We start from the raw sequence: 19,594 nt of genomic DNA, 5'->3' as shown, positions 1-19,594 counted from the left end.
GACGGTGTGCCCCTCGAGACGATGCTTGCCTCACCGCTCGAACAAATGTAGAACACACTCCGGCCCCGGCATGTGTGTAGCGGGAACAAGGTGCCGCTTGCCCTTGCCGGTCCCGGCCGGTTCGGCCCAACTCGCGAGACCGAAGCGGTGGTCCGCGGCGTCGGCCGGGCGTGCGCCCGAGTGAGATGGAACGAGAGGAGAGCGTGATGGCGGGCAGCGTGAACAAGGTGATCCTGGTGGGCAATCTCGGGCGCGACCCCGAGACCCGCCGGCTGGCCTCCGGCGATCCGGTGGTGAACCTGCGCCTCGCGACGTCCGAGTCCTGGAAGGACAAGGCGACCGGCGAGCGCAAGGAGAAGACCGAGTGGCACTCGGTCGTGATCTACAACGAGAACCTCGCCCGCGTCGCCGAGCAGTACCTGCGCAAGGGCTCGAAGGTCTACGTCGAGGGCCAGCTCCAGACCCGCAAGTGGCAGGACCAGTCCGGCGTCGAGAAGTACACGACCGAGGTGGTGCTGCAACGCTTCCGCGGCGAATTGACCATCCTCGACGGCCGCGGCGGCGGGGCCGAGGGCGGCATGGCCGAGATGGGCGGCGACGACATGGGCCAGATGGGCGGCGGCCAGATCAGCCGCGGCAGCGACTACGGCGGCGGCGGCCGCAGCAGCGGCGGCCGGTCCTCTTCCGGCGGCGAGCGGCGCCCGGCCCCGTCGGGCGGCGGCAACCAGAAGCGCTACGACGACCTGGACGACGACATCCCGTTCTAGGGTTGCGACCCTCCGACCCTGACGCGTCGCGGACGGCCCGGATCGCCCGATCCGGGCCGTCCGTCGTTTGCGGCAGGGTGGGGTCACCGCGGACAGGTGGACACCTCTGCATCATTCCGCCGGCCACGAACGACCGGTGCCGACGCGGTCACCGGCTCGGCGACGAAAACGGCGCAAAGACAAGGAGTTCGGCCGGGTCGTAGCGTGCGACTCCGCCGCGCCGCTGACCACAGCCGCAGCAGGGCGCAGGCCGCAGAACCGGCACCGGGTGGCAAGGAGCCGCCTCGATGCCTATATCCCTCCTCATGCAAGACACCACTGCCACTCCCTACACGATCGAAATCTCTCCCATCACCAAGCCGGGCGGCCAGTACCAGTGGGCCATCCGCAAGAACGGCAAGCTCCTCGAGCGATCCGATCGCCCGCACCCGACCGAGGCCAAGGCCGAGGCCAGCGCGCTCGCCGCCCTCGAGCGGAGCATGCACGCCGCCCCTGGCGGGCGCTGGTAGGCGCGTCGCCGCGATGGCCAGCCATCGCCGCGATGCTTGAGCATCGCCGCGATGGTGCCCATCCTTGGACCAGATCTCCAGCCGTCGCGGCGAACGAGTGCGGAATGCACGCGCGACGTTGCGCCTCGGCACGGCCGGACGATCCGTAAATTGATGATCCATGACTTGATGATCCATCACTTGGATCGGCTCTGACCTGGAACGATCGCATCCTCACGGTCTTCTCTGACGCGAGACGAGAGGAGAACGCGATGGATGACGATCGGGTCTGGTCCTTCGAGAAGAGCCTGTGGACCGGTGATGCGGATCACTACCGGGACCTCGTCGACGATGCGTGCCTGATGGTGCTGCCGCAGCCGCCATTCGTCATGAGCGGGAAGCAGGCGATCGAGGCGGTGGCCCATACCCCCCGATGGTCGGACATCGCGATCTCACAGGAGCAGATCGCGCGACCGCAGGAGGGGCTGATCGTCATCGCCTACCACGCGAAGGCCTCGCGCGGGGGCGAGGCGTATGAGGCTCGCTGCACCTCCACCTACCGGCGGCTCGCGCACGACACGTGGCGCGTCGTGCAGCACCAACAGACACCGCCCATCGTGAGCCGCCCCGCCGTGGAAGCGGCGGGGTGACGCCGACGACGCCCCCTTGCACGCAGGCCGGTCGGCCCGGAATCCGATCGATCGCTTCGCGATGCGGCTTTCGGCTTCGCTCAGGCGTGCGGAGCGAAGCTCCGCCGTCGCGGGCTGGTGAGACCGGATCCGGCATCCCCGTCAGCATGGAAGCCCGGGTGTCATCCCAGTCTCTCGACGCCCGACCCGAGGCGACCGGCTTTCGCTCGACCGGGATCGCTTCTCGGCCCCGGCCGCGGGACCGTGCTCAGCCCGAGGGAGGATCGAGCCAGCGCGCGAGCGCCCCGGCCGCGATGCTCGTCCGCGTCTCGCGATAGCCGAGCTCGGCCGCTTCCTGGAAGCGGGACCACGCCCGCAGGTCGATGCTGGCGAGCGGCGGCTTGAGCACGGCCGTGGCGGAGGCCGCCGCCATCAGGCTCTGGGCGTCCCCCGACACGGTGGCGGCGCGCAGGAGCAGCGGCGCGAGCCCCGGCATCGCCGGCGGCGATCCGATCAGCCTGCGCACGAGCCGGGTGCTCCAGCCCCGCACCGGCATGGTCTGGAAGGCGCGGTCGGTGCCGACATCGATGGCCAGGACCGGCCCGCGCTTCAGCCCGGCGGCGATATCGGCCGGAAGGTTGTTCATCATGCCGCCATCGACCAGGACGCCCTCGTCGCACAGGACCGGCGGCAGCAGCCCGGGGATCGCGATGCTGGCGCGCAGGGCCGTCGCCAGGTCGCCCGACCGGTGGACCATGGTGTTGCCGGTGGTGAGGTTCGAGGACACGCAGAAGAACGGCAGCCACAGATCCTCGATGCGCACGCCGCCGAAGCGCGCGGCGAGGCCGGCATCGACCTTCGCGCCGCGGGTCAGGGCATGGAACGGCAGCGTGTAGTCGTTGATCGGGTTGCTGGCGAAGAACCTCTCGATCTGCGCCTGGATCTCGGCGGTGCTCCACCCCATCGCCAAGCTCGCCGCCACGATCGCCCCCATGCTGGTGCCGCCGACGAAGTCCGGCGGGCAGGCGACCTCGTCGAGGGCCCGCAGGACCCCGAGATGGGCGAGGCCGCGCGCCCCGCCTCCACCGAGCACGAGGCCCCGGGCCGTGCCGCTGACGAGCCGGGCCAGCCGGTCGAGATCCGCCTGCCGGCCGTCGCGAACGTGGATCCGCATGGCCACCGGGAATGCGGTCATCGCGGGATGCGGAGGCTTCGGGCGCCGCGCCCCGGCACTCTGCCGGATCACCAGGTCCATGCGGATCCAGTCGGAGCGCACCTGCTCGAGCTGCGCCCCGATCCCGGGCCGCGGCGGCGCGCCGGGTTCGGCGAGGAGGAGCACGTGATCGCCCCAGCGGTGGCGCGGCGGAGCCGGGGGAGCGTTGATCCCGCGGGCGGCGAAGATCGTGCGCGCGTGCCGGCCTTCGAAGGCCTGGAACCACGCTTCGTCGGCGCCCTCCGGCCATTCCGTGAGGCAGCCGGTCTCGCCGGGCAGGATCGCGTCGAAGGCGGCCGCGAGCCGCCGGGCGAAGAGCTCCGGGTCGGGGCCCTCGGTGACCGCCAGGATCGTGAAGATCCGTGGCCCGTGGTGCAGCAGGTGGCCGTCGTAGATGGCACGCAGGCGGTCGGCGAGCATGCGGGCGAAATAGAGGAGCGCGCGCGGATGCTCGGCGGTGACCGCCTCGAAGGCGTCGCGGGTCAGCGTCAGCAGCTGGGAATCGCGCAGGGCCGTCACGGTGGCCGCCCTGGGCGCCCCCGACAGCAGGGCCATCTCGCCGAAGACCTCGGGCGGGCGCAGCCGGGCGATGCGCGTCACGACCCCGGCGGCGTCGCGCGCCGAGACGCCGACCGCCCCGGAGACGAGCAGGTAGAGCGCGTCACCGGCCTCGTCCTGCGCGAACACCGTCTGGCCGCCCTGTACCGCGACCGGCACCATGCGGGCGCGCACCGCCTCGATCACCAAAGGGTCCAGCCCGGCCAGGAACGGGATCACGTGTGTCGTCACTCCCCACGCCGCCGGAACCAAGCCGTCGGAACCACAGGCCCTCTCTCATGGTGCGGCCGTGTGCGTGGACAAGGGCCGGGTCTCGTCCGCCCGTTCGGCGCCGACGGGCGGCACGGTCCACGACACGGCCGAGGCCCGGAGGCCCGCATCCCTCCCACCCTGGACCTCGTCCCGAGGTGCCGGCGATCGACGATCGCAGACGGAAAGGAGCCTCGAAGGAGGGTTCCAGATACCGCAGTGATTGCTGGAAGCCCCCTTCGAGGTCAGTCGATCGGTAATCGCGCGCTCTCCCCGATCGCCGACACCTCAGGATGAGGTTGAGGGTGGGATGAATGTGCCAGGCACGTCAAACAGGCTCTGAGTCATCGGGCGGGCCTGCAGGACGGCGAAGGCTTCGTCGGTGTCGGTGTGGCGCTCTCGACATGAAATACGGGTGCGCTGCCGCACGACGAAACAATTCGCGTTGCCGCACAACACACGCACGCAATCATCGATGGGTACGAACACGCCCATCGCCGGCTGAACGCAGTCGCACTCGTCTTCGGGGGCTTCCATGATCACGTCGAACCAGTTCCGCCGCATGGCCGTCGCCGCCTTCGTCCTCGGCCTGGCGCTGGCGCCGGTGCTCAACCCGCTCCTGCCCTGATCCGGAAGCGCCGCACCGTGGCGGGGGCGCACTACCGGGCCGAGGCCCGGGGCGGATACAAGCGGCCATGCTCTGCGTCCTGAAGCACGTCCTGATCGAGTACGGCCCCGACCGCGAGGCGCATATCGATGCGGCGGCCCGCGCCATCCTGGAGGCCTTCCCGGAGGCGACGCTCGAGGTCGCGCAAGGCCTGCTCGACGACGATCTCCTGATCGAAGCCCGGATCCCGCTGCGCCGCGCCGGCGAGTGGCCGGCCGTGAGCCGGCGCGCTCACGCCCTGCAGTTCGACACCCTCGCGGCGTAGCCGTCGGCATGATGGGCGCTGCCGGGACGGTGCCGGGGCACGCTCATGACAAAGGCCCCGGGCGGTCTCCCGCCCGGGGCCTTTCGCGTCGCATCACCGCGCGGGCGGTGGCTCAGGCGGCCTTGGCCCGCGGCTGCACCTCGGCGCTGTAGTCGTCCATCAGGGTCTTGGTCATCGCGGCCGGCGTGAAGCGGTACTGGGCGACCTCCGAGACAGGGGTGACCTCGGCGGCCGAGCCGGTGATGAAGCACTCGGAGAAGCCCGCCATCTCCTCGGGACGGATGCGCCGCTCGACCACCTCGTAGCCGCGCCGCCGCGCCAGCTCGATCACGGTCTGGCGGGTGATGCCGTTGAGGAAGCGGTCGGCCGCCGGGGTGTGGATCACGCCGTTCTGGATGAAGAACACGTTGGCGCCGGTGCACTCGGCGACGTTGTCCTCCCAGTCGAGCATCAGGGCGTCGGCGTAGCCCTTGTTCTCGGCCCGGTGCTTGGAGATCGTGCAGATCATGTAGAGGCCCGCCGCCTTCGAGGCCGACGGCGCGGTGCGGGGATCGGGCCGGCGGTACTCGGCGAGGTCGAGGCGGATGCCCTTCATCTTGGTCGCCGGGTCGAAGTAGCTCGGCCACTCCCAGGCGGCGATGGCGAGATGGATGGTGTTGGCTTGAGCCGACACGCCCATCATCTCCGAGCCGCGCCAGGCGACCGGGCGCAGGTAGGCGTCCTTGAGGCCGCTCTCCTTCAGGACCAGCCGCTTGGCGGCGTCGATCTCGGCCACCGCGTACGGGACCTCGAAGTCGAGGAGCTCGGCCGAGCGGCGCAGGCGGACCGAGTGCTCGGTGCACTTGAAGATCTCGCCGCCATAGGCCCGCTCGCCCTCGAACACGCAGGAGCCGTAATGCAGGCCGTGGCTGAGTACGTGAATCTTCGCGTCCGCCCACGGCACCATGCGGCCGTCGAACCAGATGTGGCCTTCACGCTGGTCGAAGGGAATGACGGACATGACGATGATCCTCGTATGCGTTCGTTTCCGCCAGGCTGGTTCTCGCGCAACGTTCGTGCTTGAGCGGGGCGCGGGGCGTACGTTCGTTTCGCCGGCGGGGTTGACGCGTATCAACGGGGCTGAGATATGTCAACAAGACTGACATAAATCACGAGGGCCCCGGCGGGGCCCGATTCCGTGGAGGTGCGACCCGTGACCCAGGCCGCCCGGACCCGTCCGGCCCCCATCCCGGACGCCGCCAACGAGGACGCGCCGATCGGAGACTCGCCCGTCGGAGATTCGCCCGTCAGAGACCTGCCGGAGGCAGGCTACTCCCAGGAGAGGCCGGATCAAGAGCCGAACTACGACCTGATCGAGCTCCTGTTCTTCGCCTACCGCGACTTCGTCGCCGATCCGGACCGGATCCTCGCCGAGTACGGCTTCGGCCGCGCCCACCACCGGGTGCTGCATTTCGTCGACCGCCATCCCGGCCTCACCATCGCCGAACTCCTGGATATCCTGCGGATCACCAAGCAGAGCCTCAACCGGGTGCTGAAGGAATTGATCGAGCAGGGCTACATCGCGCAGCGGACCGGCACCAGCGACCGCCGCCACCGCCTCCTCACCTGCACGCCGGAGGGCCGGAGCCTGGCGCAGCGCCTCGCCGGCGTCCAGGGCCAGCGGGTCCGCCGGGCGCTCGCCGAGGCCGGCCCTGCCTTGCGCGGGCCGGCGAGCCGCTTCCTCCTGGCGATGATCGAGCCGCAGGAGCGCGAGGCGGTGAGCCGCCTCATCGCGGGCGGCGAGCCCGCGGCCGACGCGGCCGGCGGAGCCCACGCGGGCGGAGCCCGCCCGTGAGCGCCGGCGCCGCCATCGCCCCCCGGGCGGAGCTCCCCGACCACGCCCCCCACATCCTGGTCGTCGACGACGACCGCCGCCTGCGCGACCTGCTGGCGCGCTTCCTCGGCGAGAACGGCTACCGCGTCACGGCGGCCGCGAGCGCCGCGGAGGCGCGGGCGCGCGGGCGCAGCCTCGTCTTCGACGCGGTGGTGCTCGACGTGATGATGCCGGGCGAGACCGGCTTCGACTATGCCCGCCAGATCCGGCAGACCTCGCAGGTGCCGATCCTGATGCTCACCGCCCGCTCGAACCCGAACGACCGGGTCACCGGGCTCGAGATCGGCGCCGACGACTACCTGCCCAAGCCCTTCGAGCCGCGGGAGCTGATCCTGCGCCTCAACAACATCCTGCGCCGCAACGCCCGCGGGCCGGGAGAGGGCGGGGCCGCCCCCCTCGACGCGGTGCGCTTCGGGCCGTTCCAGTTCCGCATCGAGCGCGGCGAGCTCACCCGCGACGAGGAGGTGATCCGCCTCTCCGAGCGCGAGCGCGAGATCCTGACCATCCTGGCGCTCGCCCGCGGCGGCAACGTCGAGCGCGAGGCGCTCACCGGCGCCAACGGGGCGGCCAACGAGCGCACCGTCGACGTGCAGATGAACCGCTTGCGCCGGCGCATCGAGGACGACCCCGCCAACCCGCGCTACGTGCAGACCGTGCGCGGCGTCGGCTACCGGCTGGTGCTGGACTAGGCGCCGTGCCGGCTCCGCCCCTGCCCCTCGCCGGGCCGCTGCCGACGCCCCGGCGCGCCTGGCGCCGGCTCGGGCGCATCATCGGCGACCGGCTGCCGAAGGGGCTCTACGCCCGCTCGCTCATCATCATCATCGCCCCGATGGTGCTGCTGCAGTCGGTGATCGCCTACACCTTCATGGAGCGGCACTGGCAGCTGGTGACCCGGCGCCTGTCGGCCGCGGTGACCGCCGACATCGCCGCCCTCATCGACATCTACGAGAGCTACCCGAAGGAGAAGGACACCGAGACCCTGGAGCGGATCGCCGGCGAGCGCCTGAACCTCGACATCGACGTGCTGGAGGGGGCCAGGCTCCCCCCGCCGGGCCCGCGCCCGTTCTTCTCGCTCCTCGACGAGGCCCTGTCCGAGGAGATCCGCCGCCAGATCAACCGGCCGTTCTGGATCGACACCGTCGGGCGCTCGAGCCTGATCGAGATCCGCATCGAGATCCCGGGCGGGGTCATGCGGGTGATCGCCCGGCGCAGCCAGGCCTACGCCTCGAACTCGCATATCTTCCTGCTCTGGATGGGCGGCTCGTCGCTGGTGCTGCTCGGCGTCGCGATCCTGTTCCTGCGCAACCAGATCCGGCCGATCCTGCGCCTCGCCGACGTCGCCGAGAGCTTCGGCAAGGGCCGCGAGCTCGATTTCCGCCCCCGCGGCGCCCGCGAGGTGCGCAAGGCCGGCCACGCCTTCATCGAGATGAAGCGGCGCATCGAGCGGGCGATGGAGCAGCGCACCACGATGCTCAACGGGGTGAGCCACGACCTGCGCACCATCATCACCCGCTTCCGCCTCTCCCTGGCGCTGCTGGAGCAGAATCCGGAGATCGACGACCTCCTGCGCGACGTCGACGAGATGAGCCGGATGCTCGAGGCCTACCTCGCCTTCGCGCGGGGCGATTCCGGCGAGCCGGCCGCGGCCATCGACCTCCGGGCGCTGCTCGAGGACGTGCGCACCGACGTCGAGCGCTTAGGGGGCCACGTCTCGGAGGTGACGCTCGAGGGCCAGGCCACCGTGACGGTGCGGCCCGACGCGTTCCGGCGCTGCCTGTTCAACCTCGCCTCCAACGCCGCCCGCTACGGCGACACCATCGCGATCACCGCCCGCCAGGAGGCGCGCTGGCTCGCGGTCTCGATCGACGACGACGGGCCGGGCATCCCGCCCGAACTGCGCGAGGAGGTGTTCAAGCCCTTCGTGCGCCTCGACGACGCCCGCCAGGATGCCGGCGGCTCGGGCCTCGGCCTCGCCATCGCCCTGGACATCGCCCGCGCCCATGGCGGGGACGTGGCGCTCCACGATTCACCCCTCGGGGGCCTCAGGGCGACGGTGCGGGTGCCGGCCTGATCGAACATCCCTCGAGACGAAACCGCCCGTTAAGGGCATGATCCTTAACGTTCCGCCAGGGGCCTGGCGCATGCGCGCGCCGCCCCGGCGGGAACGTCCATGAGTCAAGCCGCCCGAATCCAGGAATCCCAGCTCCGCCGCGAGCTGATGGACCTGCTGCCGCAGGCCACCCTCGTGCGCAACCGCGCCATCGCGGTGCTGCTGCCCTGCCTCAACGAGGAGGCGACGATCGGGGAGGTGGTGGCGGAGTTCCGCCGGGTCCTGCCCGGCGCCACGGTCTACGTCTACGACAACAACTCCACCGACCGGACCGCCGCGGTCGCGGCGGCGGCGGGCGCCGTGGTGCGGCGCGAGCGGCGGCCGGGCAAGGGCAACGTCGTGCGGCGGATGTTCGCCGACATCGAGGCCGACCTCTACGTGCTCGCCGACGGCGACCTGACCTACGACGCCGCCGCCGCCGGCCGGCTGATCGACGCGCTGGTGACCGAGCAGGTCGACATGGTGGTGGGCGCCCGCGAGGGCGCGGCCGGCGCCTTCGCGCGCGGCCACCGCTTCGGCAACTGGCTGTTCAACCGGCTGGTGATGCGGCTGTTCGGCGACGGCTTCACCGACATCCTGTCGGGCTACCGCGTCGTCTCGCGGCGCTTCGCCAAGTCCTTCCCGGCCTCGTCGTCGGGCTTCGAGATCGAGGCCGAATTGTCGGTCCACGCCCTCGACCTGCGGCTCGCCACGGTCGAGATAAGCCTGCCCTACCGGGCGCGGCCGGAGGGCTCGGCGAGCAAGCTCAGCAAGTGGCGCGACGGGGCGCGGATCCTCGGCAAGATCGCCCTGATGTACAAGGCGGTGCGGCCGCTGCGCTTCTTCAGCGCGCTCGCCGCGCTGATGGCCGCCATGGGCCTCGCCCTCGGCCTGCCGGTGGCGGCGACCTTCCTGGAGACCGGCCTGGTGCCGCGGCTGCCGACCGCCGTGCTTGCCGCCGCGCTGATGCAGCTCGCCTTCATGAGCCTGACCTGCGGCATCGTCGTCGACGCGGTCGGGGCGAGCCAGCGGGAATTCAAGCGCATGCGCTACCTCGACCTGCCGGCGCCGGAAGCCCCGCGGGAGGCCCAGCCGTGAGCGCCGACGCCGCCCTCGACCGCAAGTACTACGAGGCGGCGGCCCCCCGCTCCCTCGGCGAGCGCCTGACGGCCGCCGCCCGCGACCGGATCTACGCCGACTTCCTTCGCCTCGCCCGGCCCGGCCCGGACACGACGCTCCTCGACATCGGCGTCTCCGACGTGGTCAACGACGCCGCCAACGTCCTCGAGCGCCGCTACCCCCACCCGCACCGGATCACCGCGGCGGGCCTGGGCACCGCCGAGGATTTCCGGACCGCCCATCCGGCGGTGGCCTACCGGCAGATCGCCGCCGATTGCCGGCTGCCCTTCCCCGACCGCAGCTTCGGCATCGCCACCTCGAACGCGGTGCTGGAGCATGTCGGCAGCCCCGACAACCAGCGCCTGATGCTCGCCGAGATGCTGCGGGTCGCCGACAGCGTCTTCCTGACCGTGCCGCACCGCTACTTCCCGGTCGAGCACCACACCGCGATCCCGCTGCTGCACTGGAGTGACGTTGCGTTCCGCCTCGCCTGCCGGCGCCTCGGCAAGGCGGAGTGGGCCGAGGAGCGCAACCTGATCCTGATGACCCGGGCCCGCCTCGCCGCCCTGGTGCCGCCGGGCCGGCGGGCGCGGATCGGGTGCACCGGCCTGCCCCTTGGGCCGTTCAGCTCGAATCTCTACCTCCACGTCGAGGCCCTCGCCCCGTGACGCGCCGCCTGCCCTCGGATGCGGTGCTCCTCGTCGCGGCCGGGCTCCTCGCCGTGCTGCCGATCCTCGCCGTCTTCTACCGGCCGGACGGCACGACGGGGCTCGACGTCACCGGCCACCCGATCGGCCGCGACTTCATCAACATGTGGGTCGGGCCGCGCCTCGCCTTCTCGGGCAGGCTCGCCACTCTCTTCGACCTCGACGCCTACCACGCGGCGATCGGCATCGAGTTCGGGCAAGCCCTGCCGTTCCACAACTGGGGCTACCCGCCCTTCACGCTGCTGCTGCTGCGGCCGCTCGGCGGCCTGCCCTACGTCGCGGCGCTCGCGCTCTGGACCGCCGGGCTGTTCGCGGCCTTCGCGGGCGTGACCCTGAGCCAGGTGCCGCCCGAGCGACGGCGTGCGGCGCTCCTGGCGCTGGCGCTGGCGCCGGCCTGCCTCATCAACGCGGCCGGCGGCCAGAACGGCTTCCTCACCGCCGCCCTGCTCATCGGCGGCCTCCTCGCCCTCGACCGGCGGCCGGTCCTCGCCGGGATCCTGTTCGGGCTCCTCACCTGGAAGCCGCATCTCGGCCTCGTCCTGCCGCCGGTGCTGATCGTGCTGGGGGCCTGGCGCACGATCGCGGCGGCGGTCGCGACCACGCTCCTCCTCGTCGCCGCGTCGGTCCTGGTGCTCGGGCTCTCGCCCTGGCAGCATTTCCTGACCGAGACCAGCGCCTACCAGTACGCGCTGCTGCAGCAGTTCCGCGGCTTCTATCCGGTGATGATGGCCTCCGCCTTCGTGGATGCGCGCAATCTCGGCCTGCCGATGGGGGCGGCCTGGGGCCTGCAGCTCGCGGTCGGCCTGCCGGTGCTGGCCGCCGCAATCTGGGCGGCGCACCGCGCCCGCGATCCCGTGCGGCGGGCCGGCGTGATCGCCACCGCGGCGCCGCTGCTGACGCCCTACGCCTTCAACTACGACCTGACGGGGGTCGCGGCGGTGCTGGTCTGGCGCCTGTTCGCCGCGCCGCCCCGGACGGCGCCGATCGTCGTCACGGCCCTCGCCTGGACGGCGCCCGCCCTCCTGATGCTGGTGCGCTTCGCCGGCGGCGGCGGCGCCTGGCTCGTGGTCCTGGCCCTGTTCGCCGTGCTGGTGCGCGAGGTCGCCGCGGAGGCGCCGGCCCGGTCAGGCGCCGGCGGGCTGGCAGCGGCGGAATGAGGCCCTGACGACGGCACTCGCGGTCGCGGCCGGCCGTGCTAAAGCCCCGGCGGACCGGGGAGAGGAGCCGGAGAGAGAGAGGCGATGAGCGAGGGGGCGTCGGCACCCATGGTCGGCCTCGCGGCGGTGATCCTGGCGGCCGCCCTGGACTCGACCTCGGTCGAGCCCCGCGTCCTCACCGTGCCGGTGGCGGGCCAACCCGCCGGGCATGGCGAAGGCCTGCCGGCCGGCCCGCTCGAGCCGGCGCACCCGACCTTGGAGCGGGGCCTGCGCGCCTGGGTCGAGCGCCAGACCGGCCAGAGCCTCGGCTATGTCGAGCAGCTCTACACCTTCGGCGACCGCAACCGCCGGCCCGGCGGCGACGGGGAGCGGCACGCCCTCTCGATCGCCTACCTGGCCCTGGTGCGGGAGGCCCGGCCCGCCGCCGATTCGGCCTGGCAGAGCTGGTATCGCTACTTCCCCTACGAGGACCGCCGGGCCGGCCGGCCGGCCGCCCTCGAGGCGATCGCGGAGCGGCTCAACGCCTGGGCCCGCGCCGCGCCCGGCCCCGACGCGCAGCGCCGCCGCCTCGACCGGATCGGGCTCACCTTCGGGGCGCCCGGGAGCGGCTGGAACGAGGAGCGGGTGCTGGAGCGCTACGAGCTCCTGTTCGAGGCCGGCCTCGTGCCGGAGGCGGGAGCACCCGATACCCTCGCCGGCCAGCCGATGGCGCTCGACCACCGCCGCATGCTCGCCACCGCCCTCGGGCGGCTGCGCGGCAAGATCAAGTACCGGCCCGTCGTGTTCGAGCTGATGCCGCCGGCCTTCACCCTGGGCCAGCTCCAGCGCGTGGTCGAGGCCCTGTCGGGCATCGTCCTGCACAAGCAGAACTTCCGCCGCCTCGTCGCCCAGCAGGGCCTCGTCGAGGAGACCGACGCGGTCACCGCGGAGACCGGCGGCCGGCCCGCCCGCCTGATGCGCTTCCGCCGCGAGGTGCTGCTCGAACGCCCCGCCCCCGGCCTGCGCCTCTCCCCGGGCCGGCTCGCCTGACCTGAGTCCGCCGCTCCATTGCCCGCCTAATGCGGCGCGATGCCGCACTTATGCTCAATCGCAGCATATCTGGACAGGCGCGCTGTCGCGGGATTAGCCTAGCCGGGTAAATGCTCATCTTGAGCATAAATGGAGGCTTGGATGGACGCGGCGATCCGAGAGGCGGGCGAGCGATTGCCCCTGGCGGACATCCACGCCCGGGTGCGGCATCACGTGCCGGCGGCCGAGTGGCCGGCGCTCGCCGGCGACGTGGCGGCGATCCAGGCGCTGAAGCGGGCGCGCAACGCGGTGGTACTGGCCCACAACTACCAGGCGCCGGAGATTGTCCACACCGTGGCGGACATCGTCGGCGACAGCTTGGCTCTCGCCCGGGAGGCCGCCCGCACGGACGCCGACGTGATCGTGCTGGCGGGCGTGCACTTCATGGCCGAGACCGCCAAGATCCTGAATCCCGACAAGACGGTACTGATCCCCGATCCGGCGGCCGGGTGCTCGCTGGCGGACTCGATCACCGCCGCCGACGTCCGGGACTTGCGCCGCCGCTACCCGGGCGTGCCGGTGGTGACCTACGTCAACACCTCCGCCGCCGTGAAGGCGGAATCAGACATCTGCTGCACCTCCGGCAACGCGAAGGCGGTGGTCGAGTCCCTCGGCGCCAAGCGCGTGCTGATGATCCCGGACGAGTACCTGGCGCAGAACGTCCAGGCCGAGCTGCCGGGGATCGAGATCCTGACCTGGGCCGGGCATTGCGAGGTGCACGAGCGCTTCACCGCCGCGGACATCCGGGAGGCGCGGGAGGCCTATCCGGGCGTGACGGTGCTGGCCCACCCCGAATGCCCGCCCGCCGTGGTGGCGGAGGCCGATTTCGCCGGCTCGACCGCGGCGATGCAGGCCTATGTCGAGGCGCGCCGGCCTGCGCAGGTGGTGATGATCACCGAATGCGCCATGGCCGACAACCTCGCGATCCGCAATCCGGACGTGGCGTTCGTCAAGCCGTGCAACCTCTGCCCGCATATGAAGCGGATCACCTTGGGAAAAATCCGGCGCAGCCTGGAGACCCTGACCCACGAGGTCACGGTGCCGGACGACCTGATCGCCCCGGCCCGTCGCGCAGTCGCGCGTATGCTGGCGGTGCGGGCATGAGCCCGGATCGGGTCGTCGTGGTCGGGGCCGGCGTCGCCGGCCTCGCCACGGCCCTGCGGCTGGCGCCGCTGCCGGTCGTGCTGCTCACCGCCGCGCCCCTCGGCGAGGCGACCGCGACGGGCTGGGCGCAGGGCGGCATCGCGGCGGCGCTCGGCCCCGACGACGCGCCGGCCCTCCACGCCGCCGACACGCTCAGCGCCGGCGCCGGCCTCACCGACCCGGAGGTCGCGCAGGGCGTCGCCGCGGCCGGCCCCGGCCTGGTGGCGTGGCTCGCCGGGCTCGGCCTCGCCTTCGACCGCGGGCCCGACGGCGCCCTGGCGCTCGGCCTCGAGGCGGCGCATTCCCGCCGCCGCATCGTGAGGGCGGGGGGCGACGCCACCGGCGCCGCTGTGCTGCGAACCCTCGCCCGGGCGGTGGCGGCCTGCCCGTCGGTCACTGTCGTGGTCGGGCGGGCGACGGGGCTGATGCAGGACGGGAACCGCCGGGTGACCGGCCTCGCCGCCCGCACCGAGACGGGCACCGTTGACGTGCCGGCGCGGGCGGTGGTGCTGGCGACCGGCGGCCTCGGCGGGCTCTACCGCGCGACCACGAACCCCACTGGCGCGGTCGGCTCGGGCCTGGCACTCGCGGCGCGGGCCGGGGCGGTGATGCGCGACGTCGAGTTCGTGCAGTTCCACCCGACCGCGATCGCGCTCGCGACGGAGGGTCCCCTGCCGCTCGCGACCGAGGCCCTGCGCGGCGAGGGCGCGATCCTGGTCGACGCCAGCGGCGGCCGGGTGATGGCCGGCATCGCCGGGGCCGATCTGGCGCCCCGCGACGTCGTCGCCCGGGCGATCGCGGCGCGCACGGGCCGTGGCGAGGCGGTCTTCCTCGACGCCCGCCGCCTCGACGTCGCGCGCCGCTTCCCGACCGTCGCCGCCCTCTGCCACGCCGCCAGCCTCGACCCGGCGACCGCGCCGATCCCGGTGCGGCCGGCCGCCCACTACCACATGGGCGGGATCCGGGTGGATCAGCACGGGCGCAGCGTGCTCCCCGGCCTCTGGGCCTGCGGCGAGGTCGCCGCGACGGGCCTGCACGGGGCCAACCGCCTCGCCAGCAACTCGCTCCTCGAGGCGATGGCCTTCGCCGAGCGGATCGCGGCGGACATCGCCGGCATGGAGCGGTGCGCCACGGGTCCGGGCCGGGCCTCGGAGCCAACCCCGGGCCCGGACGCGCTGCCGGAGATTCGCGCCCTGATGGAGGCCGAGGTCGGCCTGGTGCGCCACGCGGCCGGCCTGGCGCGAGCGGCCGTGCGGCTCGCCGCCCTCGCGCGGGCGGGCTCGGCGGAGGCGGTCGCGGGCCTGCTCGTGACGGCCTCCGCCCTCGCCCGCCGGGAGAGCCGCGGCGCCCACTGGCGGGCCGATTGTCCGCACCAGACCGAACCCCGCCACAGCGAGATCACCCTCGACCAGGCCCTGGCGGCGGCGGACGCCGCTCGGGATCGCACTGCTCTCGTTCTTCAGGATGCCCGATGACCGACCTGCAGACCCTCCCTCCCCTGCCCCGCCTCCTGGTCGAGCCGGTCGTGCGGGCCGCCCTTCTCGAGGATCTCGGCCGCGCCGGCGACCTCACCACCGACAGCATCGTGCCGGCCGGGGCGCGCTTCTCCGGCGCGATCGTCTCGCGCCAGGCCGGCACGGTTGCGGGCACGGAAGCCGCTTCGCTCGCCTTCGGGCTCCTCGAACCGGAGGTGACGGTCCGGGTGCTGCGCCCGGACGGCAGCGCGGTCGCCCCGGGCGAGGCGGTGATCGCCCTCGAGGGCCCGGCCCGGGCGATCCTCTCGGCCGAGCGCGTCGCCCTCAACCTCCTCTGCCGGCTCTCGGGCGTGGCCACCGCGACCGCCGCGCTGGTCGAAGCGGCCCGCCCGCGTGGGCCGGCGCGCATCGTCTGCACCCGCAAGACCACGCCGGGCCTGCGGGCGCTCGAGAAGCACGCGGTGCGGGCGGGCGGGGGCGCCAACCACCGCTTCGGCCTCGACGACGCGGTGCTGATCAAGGACAACCACGTCGCGGTCGCCGGCGGCGTCGCTCCGGCGGTGCGGCGCGCCCGCGCCGGAATCGGGCACCTCGTGACAATCGAGGTCGAGGTCGACACCCTGGCGCAGCTCGAGGAGGCCCTGGCGGTCGGCGCCGACGCGGTCCTCCTCGACAACATGACGCCCGAGACCTTGCGTCAGGCGGTGGCGATGATCGACGGGCGTGCGGTGAGCGAGGCCTCGGGCCGGATCAGCCGCGAGACGGTCGGCGCCGTCGCCGCGTCGGGCGTCGACCTGATCTCGGCCGGGTGGATCACCCACAGCGCGCCGATCGTGGATCTGGGGCTGGATGTGGCGTGAGGACGATCGTGTGAGCCTGAGTACGGGAGCTCCGCACGACCGGCTCCGGCACATTTGACAAGCACCCCGTCGTTCCGGGGCTCGCCGAAGGCGAGAGCCCGGAATGACTATGGTGGGTCGAAGTAAGGCAACTCTTTTCCCTACCCGCGGCCTCATCCTGAGGTGGTGGGTGGGATCAACAAACGATGGCGGGGAGGCGCCCTCAATGCGCCTCCTGCCAGTTCGTCGCCGCCTTGGCCTCGACGGCGAGCGGCACCCGCAAGCTCACCGCCGGGTGGGGCGCCTCCTCCATCACCCGGGCGATGATCGGCAGCGCCCGCTCGACCTCGTCGTCGGGCGCCTCGAACACCAGCTCGTCGTGGACCTGGAGCAGCATCCGGGTCGAGAGGCCGGCATCGGACAAGGCGCCCTCCATCCGGGCCATCGCCCGGCGGATGATGTCGGCGGCCGTGCCCTGGATCGGCGCGTTGATCGCCTGGCGCTCGACCGAGGCGCGCTCCTGCGGGTTGTTGGAGCGGATCTGCGGGTAGTGGCAGACCCGACCGAACAGGGTCGTGACGTAGCCCTTGTCGCGGCAGAGCTTCTTGGTGTCGTCGATATAGGCGCGGATGCCGGGGAAGCGCTCGAAATACTGCTTGATGAAGGCCGAAGCCTCGCCCTGCGGGATGCCGAGCCGGTCGGCGAGGCCGAAGGCCGAGATGCCGTAGATGATGCCGAAATTGATGGTCTTGGCACGCCGCCGCAGGTCCGGGGTCATCTGGGACAGCGGCACGCCGAACATCGCCGAGGCGGTGGCGGCGTGAATGTCGATGCCGTCCTCGAAGGCCTGGCGCAGCTGCGGGATGTCGGCGATGTGGGCGAGCAGCCGCAGCTCGATCTGGCTGTAATCGGCCGAGATCAGCTTGTGGCCGGCATCGGCCACGAAGGCCTGGCGGATGCGCCGGCCCTCCTCCGTCCGGATCGGGATGTTCTGCAGGTTCGGGTCCGAGGAGGAGAGCCGCCCGGTGGTCGTCGCGGCGAGCGCGAACGAGGTGTGGACCCGGTCGGTGCCGCGGTCGGCATGCTCCTGCAGGCTGTCGGTATAGGTCGATTTCAGCTTCGAGAGCTGGCGCCATTCGAGGATTCGGCGCGGCAGGTCGTGGCCCTGGCCGGCGAGTTCCTCCAAGAGGGTCGCGGGCGTCGCCCACTGGCCGGACGGGGTCTTCTTGGCGCCCGGCAGGCCCATCTTGCCGAACAGGATGTCGCCGATCTGCTTCGGGGACGAGACGGAGAACTTTTCCCCCGCCATCTCCTGGATCTCGTCCTCGAGCCGGGCCAGCGACTGGGCGAAGTCGCCCGAGAGCCGGCTCAGCATGCCGCGATCGACCTTGATGCCCTCGCGCTCCATGCGGGCGAGCACCGGCACCAGCGGCCGCTCCAGGGTCTCGTAGACGGTGGCGCGGCGCTCGGCGGCGAGCCGCGGCTTCATCAGCCGCCACAGCCGCAACGTCACGTCGGCGTCCTCGGCCGCGTAAGCCGTCGCCTTGTCGAGGGCGACGCGGTCGAAGGTGACCTTCTGGCGCCCGCTGCCGGCGACGTCCGCGAAGGTGATCGGCTGGTGGCCGAGATGGCGGCGGGCCAGTTCGTCCATGCCGTGCGAGCCCTTGCCGGCATCGAGCACGTAGGAGATCAGCATCGTGTCGTCGAAGGGCCGGACCTCGATGCCGTGGCGGGCGAGCACCAGCCAGTCGTACTTGATGTTCTGGCCGACCTTGAGCACCGACGGGTTCTCGAGGAGCGGCTTCAGCCGCTCCTTCACGGCCTCCCAGGACAATTGCCCCGGCAGCAGGCCGCCGCCGAACAGGTCCTCGCTGCCGCGGTGGCTCAACGGGATGTAGGCGGCCCGCCCCGGCGCGGTGGCGAGCGACACCCCGACCAGGTCGGCCTTGTTGGCGTCGAGCGCCGTCGTCTCGGTGTCGACCGCGACGATTCCGGCCTCCACCGCCTCGGCGATCCAGGCCTCCAGGCTCTCGACCGTGGTGACGGTCTCGTAGGCCGCGGTGTCGAAGGGCTTGACCGCCTCGGCCGCACGTGCCGCCACGAGGGTCGTCGGCGTCGCCTCCGCCGGGGGCTTGCGCTTCGGGGGAGCATCCGGCAGGTCGAGGTCGGCGAAGGGATCGACCTCGGCCTTCGCCTCAGGCAGCGCGGCGTCCGGCGCATCGCCGAAGAACGGCGTCACGTCGCTGCCGCCCTTCTCGTTCGAGAAGCCGGTATCGGCGCCCTCCGGCAGCAGGGCGGGATCGGGCCGCACCGCCTCGGGGTCGACGTGCAGCATCTGGGCGATGCGGCGCGTCAGGGTGTTGAACTCCATCGCCTTGAGGAAGCCGACCAGGCGCTCGGGGTCGGGCTTCGGCAGGCCGAGATCGTCGAGGGGCACCGGCACCGGCACCTGCTCGTCGAGGGCGACGAGGCGGCGCGACAGACGGGCCTGGTCGATATGGCCGAGCAGCGTCTCGCGGCGCTTGGGCTGCTTGATCGTGTCGGCCTTCTCCAGCAGCGCCTCGAGGCTGCCGAACTCCTTGATGAGCGCCGCGGCGGTCTTCAAGCCGATGCCCGGCACCCCCGGCACGTTGTCGGAGGTGTCGCCGATCAGCGCCAGCGCGTCGCCGATCTGCTCCGGGTTCAGGCCCTCCCAGCGCTCGACGATCGCCGCCCGGTCGAGGTTGCGCTCGGGCCGGTAGCCCGGCTTGCCCTTCTGGCCCGATTCGAAGTCGTAGAAGCGCACGAGGTCGCCGACGAGCTGCATCAGGTCCTTGTCGGACGAGACGATGATGACGCCGGCCCCCCGCGCCTCCGCCTGGCGGGCATACGTCGCGATCAGGTCGTCGGCCTCGTAGCGCTGCAATTCGATCGGGTGCAGGCCGAAGGCCCGCACCGCGTCGCGCATCAGCGGCATTTGGCGCTTGAGGTCGTCGGGGGCATCCGGGCGGTGGCCCTTGTAGTCCGGAAAGATCTCCTTGCGGAACGAGCCCTCGGACTTGTCGAACACGATGCCGAGATGGGTCGGCATCACCCCGGCGGCGCCCTCCTGCACGAACTGCGCGAGCTTGGCGCAAAAGAGCCGCACCGCCCCGGTCGGCAGCCCGTCGGAGGGCCGGAAGTTGTAGCGCTCGGGCTGGTTGATCGACTGGAAGTAGGCCCGGAAGATGAAGGACGAGCCGTCGACCAGGAGCACCTGATCGCCGGGGCCGACGGGCTTCGTCTCGGGGGCGGTCTCGGTGCTCATGC

Annotated in this window: 18 protein-coding genes; 14 read left to right on the top strand and 4 right to left on the bottom strand. The window is 72.2% G+C overall.

What is annotated here, in order from left to right; translation table 11 throughout:
• Positions 1-206: 206 nt before the first annotated feature.
• The 3 genes from ssb to EU555_RS00720 all read left to right on the top strand — a co-directional run bounded on the left by ssb (position 207) and on the right by EU555_RS00720 (position 1,905).
• On the top strand, positions 207-767 hold the full coding sequence (gene ssb, locus EU555_RS00730) for a single-stranded DNA-binding protein (protein ID WP_135412538.1): 561 nt from the start codon (positions 207-209) through the stop codon (positions 765-767).
• A 305-nt stretch (positions 768-1,072) separates the two neighbouring features.
• Complete coding sequence (locus EU555_RS00725; RefSeq protein WP_135412537.1) at positions 1,073-1,276, top strand: hypothetical protein; 204 nt, start codon at positions 1,073-1,075, stop codon at positions 1,274-1,276.
• A gap of 251 nt (positions 1,277-1,527) precedes the next feature.
• On the top strand, positions 1,528-1,905 hold the full coding sequence (locus EU555_RS00720; protein WP_135412536.1) for a DUF4440 domain-containing protein: 378 nt from the start codon (positions 1,528-1,530) through the stop codon (positions 1,903-1,905).
• Between the two features lie 247 nt (positions 1,906-2,152).
• On the opposite strand, the gene EU555_RS00715 is transcribed toward EU555_RS00720, so the two are convergent.
• On the bottom strand, positions 2,153-3,817 hold the full coding sequence (locus tag EU555_RS00715) for a patatin-like phospholipase family protein (RefSeq protein WP_425375075.1): 1,665 nt from the start codon (positions 3,815-3,817) through the stop codon (positions 2,153-2,155).
• A 375-nt stretch (positions 3,818-4,192) separates the two neighbouring features.
• Positions 4,193-4,447, bottom strand: coding sequence for a hypothetical protein (locus tag EU555_RS00710; protein WP_135412534.1), 255 nt, complete (start codon positions 4,445-4,447; stop codon positions 4,193-4,195).
• A 152-nt stretch (positions 4,448-4,599) separates the two neighbouring features.
• On the opposite strand from EU555_RS00710, the gene EU555_RS00705 reads away from it, so the two are divergent.
• A complete protein-coding gene (locus EU555_RS00705) occupies positions 4,600-4,836 on the top strand; it encodes a hypothetical protein (protein ID WP_135412533.1) in 237 nt (78 codons plus the stop codon).
• A gap of 112 nt (positions 4,837-4,948) precedes the next feature.
• On the opposite strand, the gene EU555_RS00700 is transcribed toward EU555_RS00705, so the two are convergent.
• Positions 4,949-5,836, bottom strand: a complete 888-nt coding sequence (locus tag EU555_RS00700) for a branched-chain amino acid aminotransferase (protein WP_135412532.1) — start codon at positions 5,834-5,836, stop codon at positions 4,949-4,951.
• A gap of 192 nt (positions 5,837-6,028) precedes the next feature.
• Here EU555_RS00700 and EU555_RS00695 point away from each other — a divergent pair, with 192 nt between their 5' ends.
• From EU555_RS00695 to nadC, 10 genes are all read left to right on the top strand, one after another.
• Entirely contained in the window at positions 6,029-6,670 is a 642-nt protein-coding gene (locus tag EU555_RS00695) for a MarR family winged helix-turn-helix transcriptional regulator (RefSeq protein WP_205820727.1), read from the top strand.
• Entirely contained in the window at positions 6,667-7,398 is a 732-nt protein-coding gene (locus EU555_RS00690; protein ID WP_135412530.1) for a response regulator, read from the top strand. The genes EU555_RS00695 and EU555_RS00690 overlap by 4 nt, the downstream gene beginning before the upstream one ends.
• Positions 7,399-7,418: 20 nt before the next feature.
• A complete protein-coding gene (locus EU555_RS00685) occupies positions 7,419-8,780 on the top strand; it encodes an ATP-binding protein (protein WP_425375074.1) in 1,362 nt (453 codons plus the stop codon).
• Between the two features lie 99 nt (positions 8,781-8,879).
• Complete coding sequence (locus tag EU555_RS00680; protein ID WP_135412528.1) at positions 8,880-9,896, top strand: glycosyltransferase family 2 protein; 1,017 nt, start codon at positions 8,880-8,882, stop codon at positions 9,894-9,896.
• Positions 9,893-10,585, top strand: coding sequence for a class I SAM-dependent methyltransferase (locus tag EU555_RS00675; RefSeq protein ID WP_135412527.1), 693 nt, complete (start codon positions 9,893-9,895; stop codon positions 10,583-10,585). The genes EU555_RS00680 and EU555_RS00675 overlap by 4 nt, the downstream gene beginning before the upstream one ends.
• Positions 10,582-11,781, top strand: coding sequence for a glycosyltransferase family 87 protein (locus EU555_RS00670; protein ID WP_135412526.1), 1,200 nt, complete (start codon positions 10,582-10,584; stop codon positions 11,779-11,781). The genes EU555_RS00675 and EU555_RS00670 overlap by 4 nt, the downstream gene beginning before the upstream one ends.
• An 84-nt stretch (positions 11,782-11,865) precedes the next feature.
• Positions 11,866-12,810, top strand: a complete 945-nt coding sequence (locus EU555_RS00665) for an NUDIX hydrolase (protein ID WP_135412525.1) — start codon at positions 11,866-11,868, stop codon at positions 12,808-12,810.
• Positions 12,811-12,951: 141 nt separating this feature from the next.
• Positions 12,952-13,953 carry a quinolinate synthase NadA gene (nadA, locus tag EU555_RS00660; protein WP_135412524.1) on the top strand — a complete coding sequence of 334 codons (1,002 nt, stop codon included), beginning with the start codon at positions 12,952-12,954 and terminating at the stop codon, positions 13,951-13,953.
• Positions 13,950-15,467, top strand: a complete 1,518-nt coding sequence (locus EU555_RS00655) for an L-aspartate oxidase (RefSeq protein WP_135412523.1) — start codon at positions 13,950-13,952, stop codon at positions 15,465-15,467. Before nadA ends, EU555_RS00655 begins: the two co-directional genes overlap by 4 nt.
• On the top strand, positions 15,464-16,327 hold the full coding sequence (nadC, locus tag EU555_RS00650; protein WP_135412522.1) for a carboxylating nicotinate-nucleotide diphosphorylase: 864 nt from the start codon (positions 15,464-15,466) through the stop codon (positions 16,325-16,327). Before EU555_RS00655 ends, nadC begins: the two co-directional genes overlap by 4 nt.
• A 202-nt stretch (positions 16,328-16,529) precedes the next feature.
• Here the strand turns inward: nadC and polA are convergent, their stop codons facing one another.
• On the bottom strand, positions 16,530-19,592 hold the full coding sequence (polA, locus tag EU555_RS00645) for a DNA polymerase I (RefSeq protein WP_135412521.1): 3,063 nt from the start codon (positions 19,590-19,592) through the stop codon (positions 16,530-16,532).
• Positions 19,593-19,594: the final 2 nt, after the last annotated feature.

Origin of the sequence: Methylobacterium nonmethylotrophicum, from assembly GCF_004745635.1 — a bacterium.
Taxonomy (GTDB): Bacteria; Pseudomonadota; Alphaproteobacteria; order Rhizobiales; family Beijerinckiaceae; genus Methylobacterium; species Methylobacterium nonmethylotrophicum.
The sequence above is the reverse complement of the archived record's forward strand: the minus strand, read 5'-3'. Positions and strand labels throughout refer to the sequence as shown.

Coding starts and splice junctions, on each gene's coding strand:
- ssb (WP_135412538.1), top strand. CDS start 207: ATGGCGGGCAGCGTGAACAAGGTGATCCTGGTGGGCAATCTCGGGCGC.
- EU555_RS00725 (WP_135412537.1), top strand. CDS start 1,073: ATGCAAGACACCACTGCCACTCCCTACACGATCGAAATCTCTCCCATC.
- EU555_RS00720 (WP_135412536.1), top strand. CDS start 1,528: ATGGATGACGATCGGGTCTGGTCCTTCGAGAAGAGCCTGTGGACCGGT.
- EU555_RS00715 (WP_425375075.1), bottom strand. CDS start 3,817: ATGGTGCCGGTCGCGGTACAGGGCGGCCAGACGGTGTTCGCGCAGGAC.
- EU555_RS00705 (WP_135412533.1), top strand. CDS start 4,600: ATGCTCTGCGTCCTGAAGCACGTCCTGATCGAGTACGGCCCCGACCGC.
- EU555_RS00700 (WP_135412532.1), bottom strand. CDS start 5,836: ATGTCCGTCATTCCCTTCGACCAGCGTGAAGGCCACATCTGGTTCGAC.
- EU555_RS00680 (WP_135412528.1), top strand. CDS start 8,880: ATGAGTCAAGCCGCCCGAATCCAGGAATCCCAGCTCCGCCGCGAGCTG.
- EU555_RS00665 (WP_135412525.1), top strand. CDS start 11,866: ATGAGCGAGGGGGCGTCGGCACCCATGGTCGGCCTCGCGGCGGTGATC.
- nadA (WP_135412524.1), top strand. CDS start 12,952: ATGGACGCGGCGATCCGAGAGGCGGGCGAGCGATTGCCCCTGGCGGAC.
- EU555_RS00655 (WP_135412523.1), top strand. CDS start 13,950: ATGAGCCCGGATCGGGTCGTCGTGGTCGGGGCCGGCGTCGCCGGCCTC.
- nadC (WP_135412522.1), top strand. CDS start 15,464: ATGACCGACCTGCAGACCCTCCCTCCCCTGCCCCGCCTCCTGGTCGAG.
- polA (WP_135412521.1), bottom strand. CDS start 19,592: ATGAGCACCGAGACCGCCCCCGAGACGAAGCCCGTCGGCCCCGGCGAT.